Source organism: Devosia equisanguinis (assembly GCF_900631955.1).
Classification (GTDB): Bacteria; Pseudomonadota; Alphaproteobacteria; order Rhizobiales; family Devosiaceae; genus Devosia; species Devosia equisanguinis.
Genome location: NZ_UZWD01000038.1, coordinates 158,288 through 172,391, shown reverse-complemented (window position 1 = coordinate 172,391; position 14,104 = coordinate 158,288). Strand labels below are relative to the sequence as shown.

Below are 14,104 nucleotides of genomic sequence, written 5' to 3'. Positions count from 1 at the left end.
TGATCCGCGTCCGGAGATCAGGATGGCAACGCGCTTCCTGCTCACAGGGACAGGGCCCCGCGGAAGGTCACTGGTTCGCCCTGGCGTGCGGTCAACTGGCCGACAATGGCAGCGGTCTCGCCATTGGCGACGAGGCTTTCCACCAGCTTCTCGGCATCTGCCGGCGATACGGCGACCAGCATGCCCACGCCACAATTGAAAGTGCGGAGCATTTCGCGCTCGCTCATTCCGCCCACCTTGCTCAGCCAGCCGAACACGGCCGGCACCGAAATAGCGCCAAGGTCGATATCGGCCGCCAGCTGCTCGGGCAGCACACGTGGAATATTGTCGATGAAGCCACCGCCGGTGATATGCGCCAGCGCCTTGATCCCAAGCCCGGCCTTGAGCGCCGCCAGCAGCGGCTTCACATAGATACGGGTGGGCTCGAGCAGTGCCTCGGCCAGCGTCTTGCCGGTCGCAAATGGTGCAGTGGCATCCCAGCCGAGGCCCGAGAGCTCGACGATCTTGCGGACCAGCGAATAACCGTTGGAATGCACGCCCGAGGAGGCAATGGCCACCAGCACATCGCCTGCGGCAATATCAGGCCGCGGCAACAGCGCACCGCGCTCGGCGGCGCCCACTGCAAAACCGGCGAGATCGTAGTCATTTCCGTGGTACATGCCCGGCATTTCGGCGGTTTCCCCGCCGATAAGCGCACAACCTGCCAGCCGGCAACCATGGGCTATGCCTTCGACGATAGCCGTGCCCTGCGCGACGTCGAGCTTGCCTGTGGCAAAATAGTCGAGGAAGAACAGCGGCTCGGCGCCTTGCACCACAAGATCGTTGACGCACATGGCCACCAGGTCCTGCCCGATCGTATCGTGCTTGCCGGTGTCGATGGCGATCTTGAGCTTGGTGCCGACCCCATCATTGGCGGCCACCAGCACGGGATCGACAAAGCCAGCGGCCTTCAGATCGAACAATCCGCCAAAGCCGCCGATCTCGCCATCGGCGCCGGAACGCCGAGTGGAGCGGACGGCGGGCTTGATGGCTTCGACAAGCGCATTGCCAGCGTCGATGTCGACACCGGCCTGCTTGTAAGACAGACCGTTTGGTGGCAGGTTTTGGGCGTCGGACATGAGCGTGGTGCCAATGCTGGGGATATCGGGCACATACTAATGCCCAAGACCCGGGTTGGTTGAACTTTTCGGTGCTGGCCGTTAGAGGGCCTGATAGCTTCTTGGATACACAGACGCAAGGGCCGCCCGGCACCATGAACCTTAGAAATCAAGTGCTGGTCTGGATCGGCTTCTTCCTGGTGCTGATCCTGCTGTTGTGGGTTTTCCGCGGCATCCTGCTGCCCTTCGTGGTCGGTTCGGCGCTCGCCTACCTGCTCAATCCAATCGTAAACCAGCTGCAACGCTGGAAAATCGGTCGCGCCTGGGGCACCGCCCTCGTGCTGCTTGGTGTTGTCGCCATCGTTGTCAGCATTTTCGTCATGCTGCTGCCACTGGTGATACAGCAGGTGATCGGTCTTATTCAGCGTCTCCCTGGTTACGCCGCCGATCTGCAGGCACTCGCCCGCCGTTGGGCGCCGGAGCTCAACCAGTGGCTTGGCCCGGAGCGCGCCGCCCAGGTCGAACGCAGCGTGTCCGATCTTTTGGGGCAGATGGTGGGTCTGGTCGGCGTGGTCACCACCGAGATCGTCAATTCCAGTATCACCGTGATCAGCGTCATCGGTTTTGTCATCGTCACCCCGGTGGTCGCCTTCTATCTGCTGCTCGATTGGGACGGCATGGTACGTGGGCTGCATGGCCTGCTGCCACGTCGCCACAAGGCCGAAATCCTGGGTATTTTCCGCGATATCGACAGCTCCATGGCCGGTGTGATCCGCGGGCAGGGCGGTGTATTGTTGATCGACGCCGCCTACTATGCCACCGCGCTATCGCTGATCGGGCTCAATTTCGGCCTCGCGGTCGGTTTGATCGCCGGGCTTTTGAGCTTTATTCCCTTCGTGGGCTTCGGCTTCGGTTTTACGCTCTCGGTGGGCATCGCCATCGTGCAGTTCTGGCCGAACTGGTGGATGGTTGCCGCCGTGGCCGGCATTTTCCTGGTCTGGCAGTTCATCGAGGGCAACATCCTTTATCCCAAGCTGGTTGGGTCTTCGATCAACATCAATCCCGTCTGGCTGATGTTCGCCCTGCTGGCCTTTGGCACCTTGTTCGGCTTCCTTGGCTTGTTGCTGGCGGTGCCGCTGGCGGCCATTGGCGGGGTGCTGGTGCGCTATGGCGTGCGCAAGTACAAGGCCAGTTCGCTCTATCTGGGGCCGGGACGCGGGACGGGAACTAGCGATGTCACCCTTGACTAGCAGCGCCCGGCAACTGCCGCTCGACCTTGGTCATGAGCCATCGCATGGCGAGGATGATTTCCTGGTTGGCGAAGGTAATGCGCTGGCCTATGGCCGCATCACCGCATGGCCAGATTGGTCCGATGCGACCACCGTCCTTCTCGGTCCCGCAGCCTCGGGAAAGTCGCACCTGGCGCGCATCTTTGCCGATCGCAGTCAGGCCATCGTCACCGGTCCGGAAACGCTGGCTCGTTTCGCAGGCGGCACCGGTGGCGAAAACCTGATCATCGAAGATGTCGACCGAGCCGGTTTTGATGAGCACGACCTGTTCCATGTGCTCAACCAGGCCATGCGAGGGCAGCGCGCTTTGTTGCTCACGGCACGGACCGAGCCACAGGATTGGCCATTCAAGACCGCAGATGTGCTTTCACGGGTTCGCCGTGGGCCGATTTTTCGGCTGGAGAGCAGCGATGACATTGAGTTGTCACACATTTTCGTAAAACTGTTCGGTGATCGACAAATCAAGGTCGATCCGAAGGTTATCGGCTATCTTGTCGCGCGCATGGAGCGCAGCCAGCAAGAAGCCGCAATCCTGGTCGATCTGATGGACAGGCTGGCCCTTGCCAAAGGGTCGGCCATTACCCGCATAATAGCTGCGGAGGCACTGGCGCTCCGGCAGGAGGCCGAAACGCCCGGGCAGCTTCAGAATTTGGACCCGACAAGCTGATGAACGATATGAGCGAGATTGCCGAAGCCGAGGGTGCCGTTCCCGATGTCGAGGCGCTGCGCACCAGCCCGGCCCGCTTCGTCAATCGCGAGGTCAGCTGGCTCCAGTTCAACATGCGTGTTCTGGAAGAGGCCGGTAACGAAAATCACCCGCTCTTGGAGCGGCTGCGGTTTGTGTCGATTTCGGCCAACAATCTCGACGAGTTCTACATGGTGCGCGTCGCCGGCCTTAAGGGCCAGATTCGCGCCGGCTTGACCAAACAAAGTGCCGATGGCCTGTCGCCGGCCGAGCAACTCGATGAGATCGCTACCCTGGCCCAGCACCTGCAGCTCGAGCAGCAGGATCACTGGCAGAATCTACGCGAGGAGCTGTTCGCGCAGAATGTGGTTATCCACGAGACCAATGACCTCAGCACCGAGCAGGTAGCCTATCTGCAAAAGCTGTTCCGTGAGGAAATCTTTCCGGTCCTGACGCCGATTGCGGTCGATCCCGCGCATCCGTTTCCGTTCATTCCCAATCTCGGATTGGCGCTCGCGTTCGAGCTCAAGCGACCGAACAGCGACCAGCCATTGACGGCCCTGGTGCGTATTCCGGGCAATCTCGACCGCTTCATCAATCTCCCCAGCGCATTGGCCTCGGAAGGACGCACGGAAGTCGTCACCATCGATACGCTGGTGAAACTCTTCTTCCACAAGATGTTCCCCAGCCACGAAGTGGTCGGGTCAGGCGCTTTCCGTATCATTCGCGACAGCGAGATCGAAATCGACGACGAGGCTGCCGACCTGGTGGTGGAGTTCGAAAGCGCCTTGCGTCAGCGTCGCCGCGGCCAGGTGATCCGCCTCGAAATCGAGCGGTCCATGCCGCGCGCGCTGAAACGCCAGATCGGCGAACAGCTGGGCGTCAAGGAAGCCGAAGTCTTCGAGGTCCAGGGTTTTCTCGGCCTCGCTGACGCGCGCAAGATTTGCGACGTCGACCGTGCAGATCTCAAGTTCCAGCCCTATCACGCGCGCTTCCCCGAGCGTATCCGCGATTACAATGGCGACAGTTTTGCCGCTATTCGCGCCAAGGACATCCTGGTGCACCATCCGTTCGAGAGCTTCGACGTGGTTGCCCAGTTCCTCATGCAGGCGGCGCGCGATCCCGATGTCGTGGCCATCAAGCAAACGCTCTATCGCACCTCTTCGGACAGCCCCATCGTCAAAGCGCTGATCATGGCCGCGGAGGCCGGCAAGTCTGTGACTTGCCTTGTGGAGCTCAAGGCGCGCTTCGATGAGGAAGCCAATATCCGATGGGCCCGCGATCTGGAACGGGCAGGGGCGCAGGTTGTATTCGGCTTTATCGAGCTCAAGACCCACGCCAAACTGAGCCAGGTGGTCCGGCGCGAAAAGGGCAAGCTGGTCAGCTACTGCCACATCGGTACTGGCAATTATCACCCGATTACTGCCAAGATTTACACCGACCTCAGCTACTTCACCATCGATCCCTCGATCACCCGCGACGTGGCCCGCGTGTTCAATTTCATCACCGGCTATGCCCGCCCAACCGAGCTTGAGACCATTGCGGTGTCGCCGGTCAATTTGCGCGAAACGCTGTTGCAAAACATCGCGCGCGAGATCGAATTTGCGCGCACCGGTCAGCCGGCCTCGATTCTTTTGAAAATGAATTCCCTGGTCGATCCGCAGGTTATCGACGCGCTCTACGACGCCAGCCAGGCGGGAGTTAGGGTCGACCTGATCGTCCGCGGCATCTGCTGCCTGCGCCCTGGAATTCCCGGTTTCTCCGACAATATCCGCGTGAAATCCATCGTCGGCCGCTTCCTGGAACATAGCCGCATCTATTGTTTCGGCAATGGTGAGGCCATGCCGTCCACACGCGCCATGGTCTATATCTCGTCGGCCGATATCATGGGGCGCAACCTTGATGGACGCGTCGAGGTGATGGTGCCCATCCTCAACAAGACGGTGCACAAGCAGATTTTGGATCAAATCCTGGTTGCCTATCTCCGGGACAATCAGCAGAGTTGGGAAGTGCTGCCGGATGGTAGCTCCCACCGTGTGCGGCTGAGCGAGGGCGAGGAGCCTTTCAACGCCCACAACTACTTCATGACCAATCCCTCGCTCTCGGGACGCGGCAGCGCTGGGGCTCGTGAGGGAGAAGAGGCCTGAATTTGACTCAGTTCTGGGGCGTTGACGCCGATCCAACTGCGCAGGGACGTCTCAAGGGCGCGCGCCCTGTTGCGGTACTCGACATCGGATCCAACTCCGTCCGTCTGGTTGTCTACGAGCGTCATGCGCGCTCTCTGACGCCGCTTTACAATGAGAAGTCCGCTTGTGCGCTCGGGCGAGGCATCGCCCAGAGCGGGCGGCTGGCCGAAGCCAATATGGAAAAGGCCCTCGAGGCTATGAAGCGCTTTGCGCTCGTCGCGCGCATGATGCGCGTCGGCAAGATACACGTTCTCGCCACCTCTGCCGTGCGTGACGCCGCCAACCGCGCCCAGTTCGTCTCCGCGGTCGAGGCCGTTATGGAAACCCGGGTGAGGGTGCTCACCGGCGAGGAAGAGGCGCATTTCGCCGCTCTCGGCGTCGTCGCCGGTATCCCCGGTTTTGAAGGTATTGTCGGCGACCTGGGCGGCGGCAGCCTCGAATTGTCCTCGGTGTCTCATGGTGCCGATACCAATGGCCAGTCCTACGAGCTGGGTGTCATTCGCCTCCAGGACGATGGCGATGGTTCGCCGGTCAAGGCCGCCAACATCGTCCGCAAGCGTCTCGCCGATTCCTTGGTCAGCGCGGCCGAACCCGGGGGCCAGTTTGTGGCCATCGGGGGCACCTGGCGCTCCCTTGCCAAGCTGCACCAGGCCAAACGGCAGTACCCGCTTCACATGGTTCAGGACTATGTGGTCGATGCCGCCGATATGATCGCATTCTGCGACGAGATCGTCGCCGCCGACTCGCTCAAATCCTATCCCGGCGCGTCCAGTGTCAGCAGTTCGCGCCGCGACCTCGTGCCATTCGGTGCGGCGGCAATGGCCGAGTTGCTCCGCATCGGGCGTTTCGCCAGTGTTGTATTCTCGGCACTGGGTGTGCGCGAGGGCTATCTCTACGGCCTGCTCAGCCCCCAGGAAAAAGCGGTCGATCCGTTGATCCAGGGTGCGGAGGAATTATCCATTCTGCGCTCGCGCTCCCCGGCGCACGCCAATGATCTGATAGAGTTTACCAGCCAATATATGGCTATAGCAGGCATAACCGAGACACAGGATGAGCAGCGCCTGCGGGTTGTTTCCAGCCTTCTCGCCGACATTGGCTGGCGCTCGCACCCCGACTATCGCGGCCCGCAGAGTGTTGACTCGGTCGCTTATGGATCGCTGACCGGCGTCGATCATCCCGGTCGCTCCTTCCTCGCCCAGACCCTGGCCATTCGTTATGACGGGCTCAAGAGCAAGGCGGCGCAAACACTTGTCGGATTGGGCAGTGAGCATCTCACGGCCCGGGCGCGCCTGCTTGGCACCCTGTTCCGCGTGGCCTATCCGATGACCGCCGCTATGCCCGGCATTCTGGCTCGGACCCGTTTCGGCATCGATGGCAACACCCTGGTGCTGCATCTGCCCACCGATCTTGCCTTCCTCAATGGCGACCATTTGCGGAACCGGCTACGCCAGTTCGCCGACTGTGCCGGCCACGCCGACGCCAAGGTTCAGGTCGGATAGAGGCCTCTACTCGGCTGGTTCTTCGCGCTGCACCGCAATTTCGATAACGCCCTTGCGCGTGGCGACGAGCCCGATACGGCCATGCTTGATGGCCAGGGCCTTGTCCCCGAACAGCTTGCGCCGCCAGCCCTTGAGCGCCGGCACATCGGCGTCGTCGTCGAGCACCAGCGCGTCGATTTCGTCTGAAGTCGCGATGATTCGCGCCGCCACGCCCTGCTGCTCGGCCACAGCCTTGAGCAATACCCGCACCAGGTCTCCGACCGCGCCCTTGGGCGACGGGCCACGATAGCGTTCCGGCATCGCCGGGAGCTCTGATTTCGGCAGCGCCTCGACATCCTTGAGCAAAGAGATGATATCGGCGGCGGCGCTTGAGCGTCCGAAACCGCGCGGCACGGCACGTAGTTTTTCGAAAGCCTCGGCGCTCAAAGGCCGCTGCATCGCAAGCTCATACAGCACGTCATCCTTGAGAATGCGGCTGCGCGGCTGGTCGGTTTCCTGCGCCTTGCGCTCGCGCCACTCGGCCAGCACCTTGAGGGCCGCCAGTTCGCGGGCGCGGTTGAATTTCATCTTCAACCGTTCCCAGGCCTGTTCGGGCTGCACCACATAGGTGTCGATGCTGCGCAATGTGGTCAGTTCGTCTTCGACCCAGTCCCAACGGCGGGTGCGATCCACCTGTTGGCGCAGTTCGCGGTAGATGTCGCGCAGATAGGTGACGTCAGCGAGCGCATAAAGACGCTGCTTCTCGCTCAGCGGCCGGGCCGACCAGTCGGTGAAGCGCGAGGACTTGTCGAGATCGACCTTGCAGATCGCCCGCACGAGGCTGTCATAAGAGGCGCTGTCGCCAAAACCGCAGACGCTGGCCGCGATCTGGGTGTCGAAGATGTTGTGCGGCACCGAACCCGTCAGCTTGACGAAAATTTCGATATCCTGCCTGGCGGCATGAAAAACCTTGGTAACCGACGGATTGGCCAGCAAGGCGAAAAACGGCGCCAGCTTGATATCGGGCGCCAGCGGATCGATCAGCACCGCCTCGTCATTGGTCGCCACCTGAATGAGGCAGAGGCGGGGCCAATAGGTAGTCTCGCGCAAAAACTCGGTATCGACCGTTACAAAGTCATATTGGGCAGCGCGCTCACAAAAAGCGGCGAGCGCGTCTGTGGAAACAATCAGGTCCATCCGGGCTACCGTCTTAAAATAGTCAACATTCTCCCTAGCAGGTCATTGGCCTTAGCTCCACCATCGATTTCCGTGTTTGGGGGGCTAAGTGCCTTCGGAACCGCGCAATTCGGCCGCCGCTTGACAAGTGGGGGCGGCCATGCGCTTTTCCCGCGCAAGATTCAGGTCTTTTTCCCAAGCATTCCGAGCAGAAATCATGAGCACACATCGTTACCGCACGCATACCTGTGGCGCACTCACGGCGACCGATGCTGGCAATAATGTGCGCCTCTCCGGCTGGGTCCATCGTGTCCGTGACCACGGCGGGCTTCTGTTCATCGACCTGCGCGACAATTACGGCCTGACCCAGTGCGTCGTCGACCCCGATTCCCCGGCTTTCTCGGCCGTTGAAAAGGTGCGCTCCGAATGGGTCGTGCGCATCGATGGCGAGGTCAAGCTGCGCGATGCCTCGGCCGTGAACCCGAACCTGCCCACCGGCGAAATCGAAATCTTCATCCGCGAGATCGAAACGCTCTCGGTGGCCAAGGAGCTGCCGCTGCCCGTATTCGGCGATCAGGAGTATCCTGAGGACGTGCGCCTGCGCTATCGCTTCCTCGACCTGCGCCGCGAAAAGCTGCACGCTAACATCCTCAAGCGCACCAAGATCATTTCGGCCATGCGTGCCGGCATGGGCGATGCTGGCTTCACCGAATTCTCCACCCCGATCCTGACGGCCTCGTCGCCGGAAGGCGCGCGCGATTTCCTGGTGCCCAGCCGTATCCATCCCGGCAAGTTCTTCGCGCTGCCCCAGGCGCCCCAGCAGTATAAGCAACTGCTGATGGTGGCTGGGTTTGACCGCTACTTCCAGGTCGCACCCTGTTTCCGCGATGAAGACCCGCGTGCCGATCGCCTGCCGGGCGAATTCTACCAGCTCGACCTTGAAATGAGCTTTGTGACTCAGGAAGACGTCTGGAACACAGTCCAGCCGGTGATCACCTCGGTGTTCGAGAAGTTCGCCGATGGCAAGCGCGTCACCAAGGACTGGCCACGCATTCCTTACGACACCGCGATCCGCAAATACGGCTCGGACAAGCCGGACCTGCGCAATCCCATCGAGATCCAGGGTGTTACCGAACACTTCGCTGGTTCCGGCTTCAAGGTCTTCGCCAACCAGATCGAGGCCGATCCCAAGGTCGAAGTCTGGGCGATCCCGGCCAAGAACAAGGCTGGTGCCGAGCCGATCGGCCGCGCTTTCTGTGATCGCATGAATGGCTGGGCTCAGGGCGAAGGCCAGCCCGGTCTTGGCTATATCTTCTTCAAGGACGGCGCCGGCTCCGGTCCGATCGCGAAGAATATCGGCGAAGAGCGCACTGCGGCTCTCAAGGCCCAGCTTGGCCTCGATGATGGTGACGCCGTGTTCTTCGTCGCCGGTCGTCCGGACAAGTTCTACAAGTTCGCCGGCGAAGCCCGCACCAAGGTTGGTACCGACCTCGGCGTCATCGATACCGAACAGTATGCACTGTGCTGGATCGTAGATTTCCCATTCTACGAATGGAGCGAAGAGGAAAAGCGCATCGACTTCGCGCACAATCCCTTCTCGATGCCGCAGGGTGGTTTTGAGGCTCTCAACTCCGCCGATCCTCTGTCGCTTAAGGCATATCAGTACGACGCGGTCTGCAATGGCTATGAGATCGCCTCCGGCTCGATCCGTAACCAGGAGCCCGAGACCATGGTCAAGGCTTTCGAGTTGACGGGCAAGTCGCGCCAGGAAGTCGAAGAGCAGTTCGGCGGCCTTTACCGTGCCTTCCAGTATGGCGCTCCGCCCCATGGTGGCGCTGCCTTCGGTATCGACCGCATCGTCATGCTGCTCTGTGGTGTCGCCAATTTGCGCGAAATCACCGCTTTCCCGATGAACCAGCAGGCCGAAGACCTGCTGATGGGTGCTCCCAGCCCCGCCGACAACAAGCAACTGCGCGAGTTGAGCATTCGCCTGAACGTGCAGAGCTGATCTCTGGGCGAGGGTGGCTGTGGCCACTCTCGCCCTTATCTCCGCCGTCTTGGTTAACCGCCCGTTAGGGCGCCGTTAAACGCTTCATTGCTATTGCTGAATTCGTCATTCCGACGAGGCGGATTCGCAGCGTGAAGTCCAACATTATCCATGTGCTGATGCTGGTGGGCGCAATTCTTGCGTTCGTGCCCATCCTGGCCGTGGACTATTTCCTGGACGGCTATGCGCTTTATCGCGAACGCGCCGTAGTCCAGCGTCATGTCGACGAAATCGCCGCCACCATAGATGCTAATGCCCTCGAGGGGGCCGATGTGTTGCGCAAGGTGGTGTCGGCTGTGCCGTCTCTATGCACCCCGACCTTTGTCGCTGCCGCGCAGGATGCAATCGAATCCAGCCTCAATGTCAGGCAGATTTTGGTCGAAAACCTCGACGGCGTACAATATTGCGATGCCTTTGGCCGTAACGTCCGCAATTCGCCGCTCACCCAGGCCTTGCCGGTGCCTGGCCTGGCGGACACTATCTCCATTGTCCAGTTGGGCGATCTCTCGACGCCAGCGATCAAGGTCACCCAGAATTTCGGTGAAATGCGGCGCATCTCGGCCTTCGTTCCGCTGCTTGTGCAGCCCGAGGCGGCCCTGCTCAGCACCATGCAAGATGGCGCCATGGTCCGTATTTCGCTCACCAATGGTCTGTCCATGGTGGCGTTGGGGGACACGGATGGCTTTGATGCGCGCACCAGCAGCTCCGCCTATGTCAGCGCCCAAGGCTATGCCGGGCAGTTTCCGATCAAGGTCGAATATGCCGTCCCCTTTCCCTTGGTCAGGGCGAACTATGCCGATCTGGACATTATCTTCACGATCCTTGCCGGCATCGGCAGCTCGATGTTCCTGCTTTATAGCCTGGCCTATGTCCGTCGCTCCCGCGTGCCAGCCTTCGGTCTCGAGCGCGCCATAGGCCGCAACGAAATCAAGCCTTACTACCAGCCGGTAATCAACCTCCGCACCGGCGAACTGGTCGGGTGCGAAGTGCTGTGCCGCTGGGAAAAGCGCAATGGGCAAACCGTGCCGCCCGGCGCCTTCATCGACTATGCCGAGGCGACCGGTCTTGCTATTCCGATGACCCTGTCGCTGATGCAGCAGGTTAAGAACGACCTCAGCGAATTGTGCAAGACGCTGCCCGACATGAAGATCGCCATCAACTTGTTCGAGGGCCACTTCCGCGACTCGGGGATTGTCGAGGATGTGCAGGCGATTTTCACCAATTCGCCCATTGGCTTCCATCAATTGGTGTTTGAAATCACCGAGCGCCGCCCGCTCGGCAATTCTGCTGCCACCACCAGCGTCATTTCTGGCCTGCATGCCCTCGGCTCGCGCCTCGCCATGGACGATGTGGGAACCGGCCATTCCAATCTGGCCTATCTGGCAACTCTGGGTGTCGACATCATCAAGATCGACCGCATCTTCGTCGATATGATCAAGCCGGGAACGACCCAGGTGCCCGTGCTCGACGGCCTCATCGCCATGGGCAAGGATCTGGATTGCGAAATCGTCGCCGAAGGCGTCGAAACCGAAGAGCAAGCGCTTTATCTGCGCGCCCACGGCGTCCTGCACGCCCAGGGATATATCTTTGCCCCCGCATTGAAGGTCGGCCCATTCAAGGAGCTGGCTCTTGCCCTCAACTCGGCAAGCTTTGGTGATGAAACGCCGGTCGAATTGGTCAGCAACGCTGCCTGATTTGTGCCGCAACTGACTGCCAGAGGCCTTCCGGGGCACCGGCATAGCCTTCGCCCCTTTTCATTCGGCGCGTTTGGTGGCACCAACGCGGCCAGAAAGCCAGCGGAGGGAAAGCGTGTCTACCGACATCACTGAACAACGAAAAGCACTGCGCGAGGCCGCCCTGCATTTCCACGAGTTTCCCAAGCCGGGCAAACTCGAAATCCAGCCGCTGAAGCCCCTCGGTAACCAGCGCGATCTGGCGCTGGCCTATTCCCCCGGTGTTGCTGCACCCTGCGAAGAAATTGCCGAGAACCCGGATGCGGTCGCGCGCTACACTTCGCGCCAGAATCTGGTTGCGGTGATATCGAACGGCACCGCCGTGCTCGGCCTGGGCAATATCGGGGCGCTGGCCAGTAAGCCGGTGATGGAAGGCAAGGCCGTTCTGTTCAAGAAATTCGCCGGTATCGACGTCTTCGACCTGGAAGTCGATGAAATCGACCCGCAGAAATTCATCAATGCGGTGACGCCCCTTTGGCCCACATTCGGCGGCATCAACCTTGAGGACATTCGCGCGCCGGATTGCTTTGAGATTGAAGAAGCGCTGCGCGAGCGCATGCCGATTCCTGTCTTTCATGACGATCAGCACGGCACCGCCATTATCGTCGGCGCCGCAGTGCTGAATGGGTTAGAACTCTCTGGCAAGAAGATGGACGAGGTCAAGATTTGCGCCTCGGGGGCAGGGGCCGCCGCCATTGCCTGCCTTAACATCCTGGTGGCGCTCGGCGCCAAATACGAAAATATCTGGGTTGCCGACAAGGATGGCCTGGTCACCCACAAGCGGAACGACGTCAATGACAAGTGGCGCGGCCAGTTCCGCCGCACCAGTGAGGCCACGACCTTGGCCGAGGTCATCGATGGTGCCGACGTTTTCCTCGGGCTTTCAGCCGCTGGCGCACTGAAGCCAGAAATGCTGGCCAAAATGGCGCCGAAGCCGCTGATCCTGGCGCTTGCCAACCCCAATCCGGAAATCATGCCGGAACTGGCCAAGGAAACCCGTGCCGATGCGATCGTCTGCACCGGACGCTCGGATTATCCCAACCAGGTCAACAACGTCCTCTGCTTCCCCTTCATTTTCCGCGGCGCGCTCGACGTCCACGCGACCACCATCAATGAAGAGATGAAGCTGGCAGCCGTGCGCGCCATCGCCAAGCTGGCGCATGAGCCTGGCCTGGAAGTCTCGCCTTCCGGCGCACCCGCCGTGTTCGGTCCCGAGCACGTCATTCCCAATCCGTTCGACCAGCGCCTGATGCTGCGCATCGCCCCCGCCGTGGCCCGTGCTGCCATGGAAAGTGGCGTCGCCAAGAGGCCGATCGAGAATTGGGAGGCCTATTACGACAGCCTCAACCGCTTCGTGTTCCGTTCCGGCCTGGTCATGAAGCCGATGATCGACCGGGCTCAGGGGCAGGGCAAGCGCATCGCCTTTGCCGATGGCGAAGACGAACGCGTGCTGCGCGCTGCTCAGGTGCTGCTGGAAGAGCGCATTGCCCGTCCGATCCTCATCGGCCGTCCGGCCGTCATCGAGGCGCGCATCGAGCGCTTCGGCCTCAGCATCAAGCCGGGCGTCGACTTCGAGGTGATCAACCCCGAAGACGATCCGCGCTATCGCGACTATGTCAGCCTCTTCCACGCGCTGGTGGGCCGCAATGGCGTGACCCCCGACACCGCCCGCACCATCGTGCGCACCAATACCACCGTGATCGCCGCCCTGGCGGTAAAGCGTGGTGAAGCCGATGGCATGATCTGCGGCCTGCAGGGGCGCTACATCAAGCACGTTCGCGATGTACGTTCAATTATCGGCCTGCAGGATGGCATCAAGGACGTTTCGGCGCTTTCCATGCTGATCCTGCCGCGCGGCGCCTTCTTCCTCACCGACACCTATGTCAACCAGAACCCCAGTGCCGACGAGCTGGTTTCTATCGCCCTGCAGGCGCGCGACCATCTCAAGCTGTTCAACATCGAGGCGCGCGCCGCCTTGCTGAGCTATTCCAACTTCGGTTCGCGTGACGGCGACAGCGCCTTCAAGATGCGTGAGGTCTATGCCAAGCTCCAGGCCGTGGCCCCCGACTTGATCGTCGAAGGCGAAATGCAGGGCGATCTGGCCCTCAACCCGGCGCTGCGCGAGCGCTACGTGCCGGAAACCGTTCTCAAGGGCGAAGCCAACCTGCTGATTTTCCCCGATCTCGATGCGGCGAACCTCTCCATGACACTGCTCAAGGAAATGAACAACGCGCTCGCCGTCGGCCCCATCCTGATGGGCACCAAGGCGCCGGCGCACATTCTGGCGCCCTCGGTCACCAGCCGCGGCATCGTCAATATGGCGGCGATCGCCGCCAATGAGGCCGTAGCTACCCAGTCCTGAGCGGGAACTGGCTGATCACGATACACGCGAAGGCGGGCCGTGGCGCCCGCC

9 protein-coding genes are annotated in these 14,104 nt (G+C 61.1%); 7 read left to right on the top strand and 2 right to left on the bottom strand.

The window, feature by feature from the left end; all coding sequences use genetic code 11:
- Positions 1 to 41: 41 nt before the first annotated feature.
- Positions 42 to 1,118, bottom strand: a complete 1,077-nt coding sequence (purM, locus tag DEVEQU_RS15690) for a phosphoribosylformylglycinamidine cyclo-ligase (protein WP_126151701.1) — start codon at positions 1,116 to 1,118, stop codon at positions 42 to 44.
- A 134-nt stretch (positions 1,119 to 1,252) separates the two neighbouring features.
- On the opposite strand from purM, the gene DEVEQU_RS15685 reads away from it, so the two are divergent.
- Genes DEVEQU_RS15685 through DEVEQU_RS15670 form a run of 4 tightly spaced genes read left to right on the top strand, consistent with a single transcriptional unit; the run spans position 1,253 to position 6,756 of the window.
- A complete protein-coding gene (locus DEVEQU_RS15685; RefSeq protein WP_126151537.1) occupies positions 1,253 to 2,347 on the top strand; it encodes an AI-2E family transporter in 1,095 nt (364 codons plus the stop codon).
- Positions 2,331 to 3,053, top strand: coding sequence for a P-loop NTPase family protein (locus DEVEQU_RS15680; protein WP_126151536.1), 723 nt, complete (start codon positions 2,331 to 2,333; stop codon positions 3,051 to 3,053). The genes DEVEQU_RS15685 and DEVEQU_RS15680 overlap by 17 nt, the downstream gene beginning before the upstream one ends.
- Positions 3,053 to 5,218 carry an RNA degradosome polyphosphate kinase gene (locus DEVEQU_RS15675; RefSeq protein WP_126151535.1) on the top strand — a complete coding sequence of 722 codons (2,166 nt, stop codon included), beginning with the start codon at positions 3,053 to 3,055 and terminating at the stop codon, positions 5,216 to 5,218. The genes DEVEQU_RS15680 and DEVEQU_RS15675 overlap by 1 nt, the downstream gene beginning before the upstream one ends.
- Positions 5,219 to 5,220: 2 nt before the next feature.
- Positions 5,221 to 6,756, top strand: a complete 1,536-nt coding sequence (locus DEVEQU_RS15670) for a Ppx/GppA phosphatase family protein (protein ID WP_164550441.1) — start codon at positions 5,221 to 5,223, stop codon at positions 6,754 to 6,756.
- Between the two features lie 6 nt (positions 6,757 to 6,762).
- Here the strand turns inward: DEVEQU_RS15670 and rnd are convergent, their stop codons facing one another.
- Entirely contained in the window at positions 6,763 to 7,932 is a 1,170-nt protein-coding gene (gene rnd, locus DEVEQU_RS15665; RefSeq protein WP_126151533.1) for a ribonuclease D, read from the bottom strand.
- Between the two features lie 196 nt (positions 7,933 to 8,128).
- Between rnd and aspS the strand changes: the two genes are divergently transcribed.
- The 3 genes from aspS (at position 8,129) to DEVEQU_RS15650 (ending at position 14,053) form a co-directional block, all read left to right on the top strand.
- Positions 8,129 to 9,919: an aspartate--tRNA ligase gene (gene aspS, locus DEVEQU_RS15660; RefSeq protein ID WP_126151532.1), complete on the top strand. Its 1,791-nt coding sequence runs from the start codon at positions 8,129 to 8,131 to the stop codon at positions 9,917 to 9,919.
- 131 nt (positions 9,920 to 10,050) lie between these two features.
- Complete coding sequence (locus tag DEVEQU_RS15655) at positions 10,051 to 11,652, top strand: EAL domain-containing protein (RefSeq protein WP_126151531.1); 1,602 nt, start codon at positions 10,051 to 10,053, stop codon at positions 11,650 to 11,652.
- A 115-nt stretch (positions 11,653 to 11,767) separates the two neighbouring features.
- Entirely contained in the window at positions 11,768 to 14,053 is a 2,286-nt protein-coding gene (locus tag DEVEQU_RS15650) for an NADP-dependent malic enzyme (RefSeq protein ID WP_126151530.1), read from the top strand.
- The last annotated feature ends 51 nt before the right edge of the window (positions 14,054 to 14,104 follow it).

Coding starts and splice junctions, on each gene's coding strand:
- purM (WP_126151701.1), bottom strand. CDS start 1,118: ATGTCCGACGCCCAAAACCTGCCACCAAACGGTCTGTCTTACAAGCAG.
- DEVEQU_RS15685 (WP_126151537.1), top strand. CDS start 1,253: ATGAACCTTAGAAATCAAGTGCTGGTCTGGATCGGCTTCTTCCTGGTG.
- DEVEQU_RS15680 (WP_126151536.1), top strand. CDS start 2,331: ATGTCACCCTTGACTAGCAGCGCCCGGCAACTGCCGCTCGACCTTGGT.
- DEVEQU_RS15675 (WP_126151535.1), top strand. CDS start 3,053: ATGAACGATATGAGCGAGATTGCCGAAGCCGAGGGTGCCGTTCCCGAT.
- rnd (WP_126151533.1), bottom strand. CDS start 7,932: ATGGACCTGATTGTTTCCACAGACGCGCTCGCCGCTTTTTGTGAGCGC.
- aspS (WP_126151532.1), top strand. CDS start 8,129: ATGAGCACACATCGTTACCGCACGCATACCTGTGGCGCACTCACGGCG.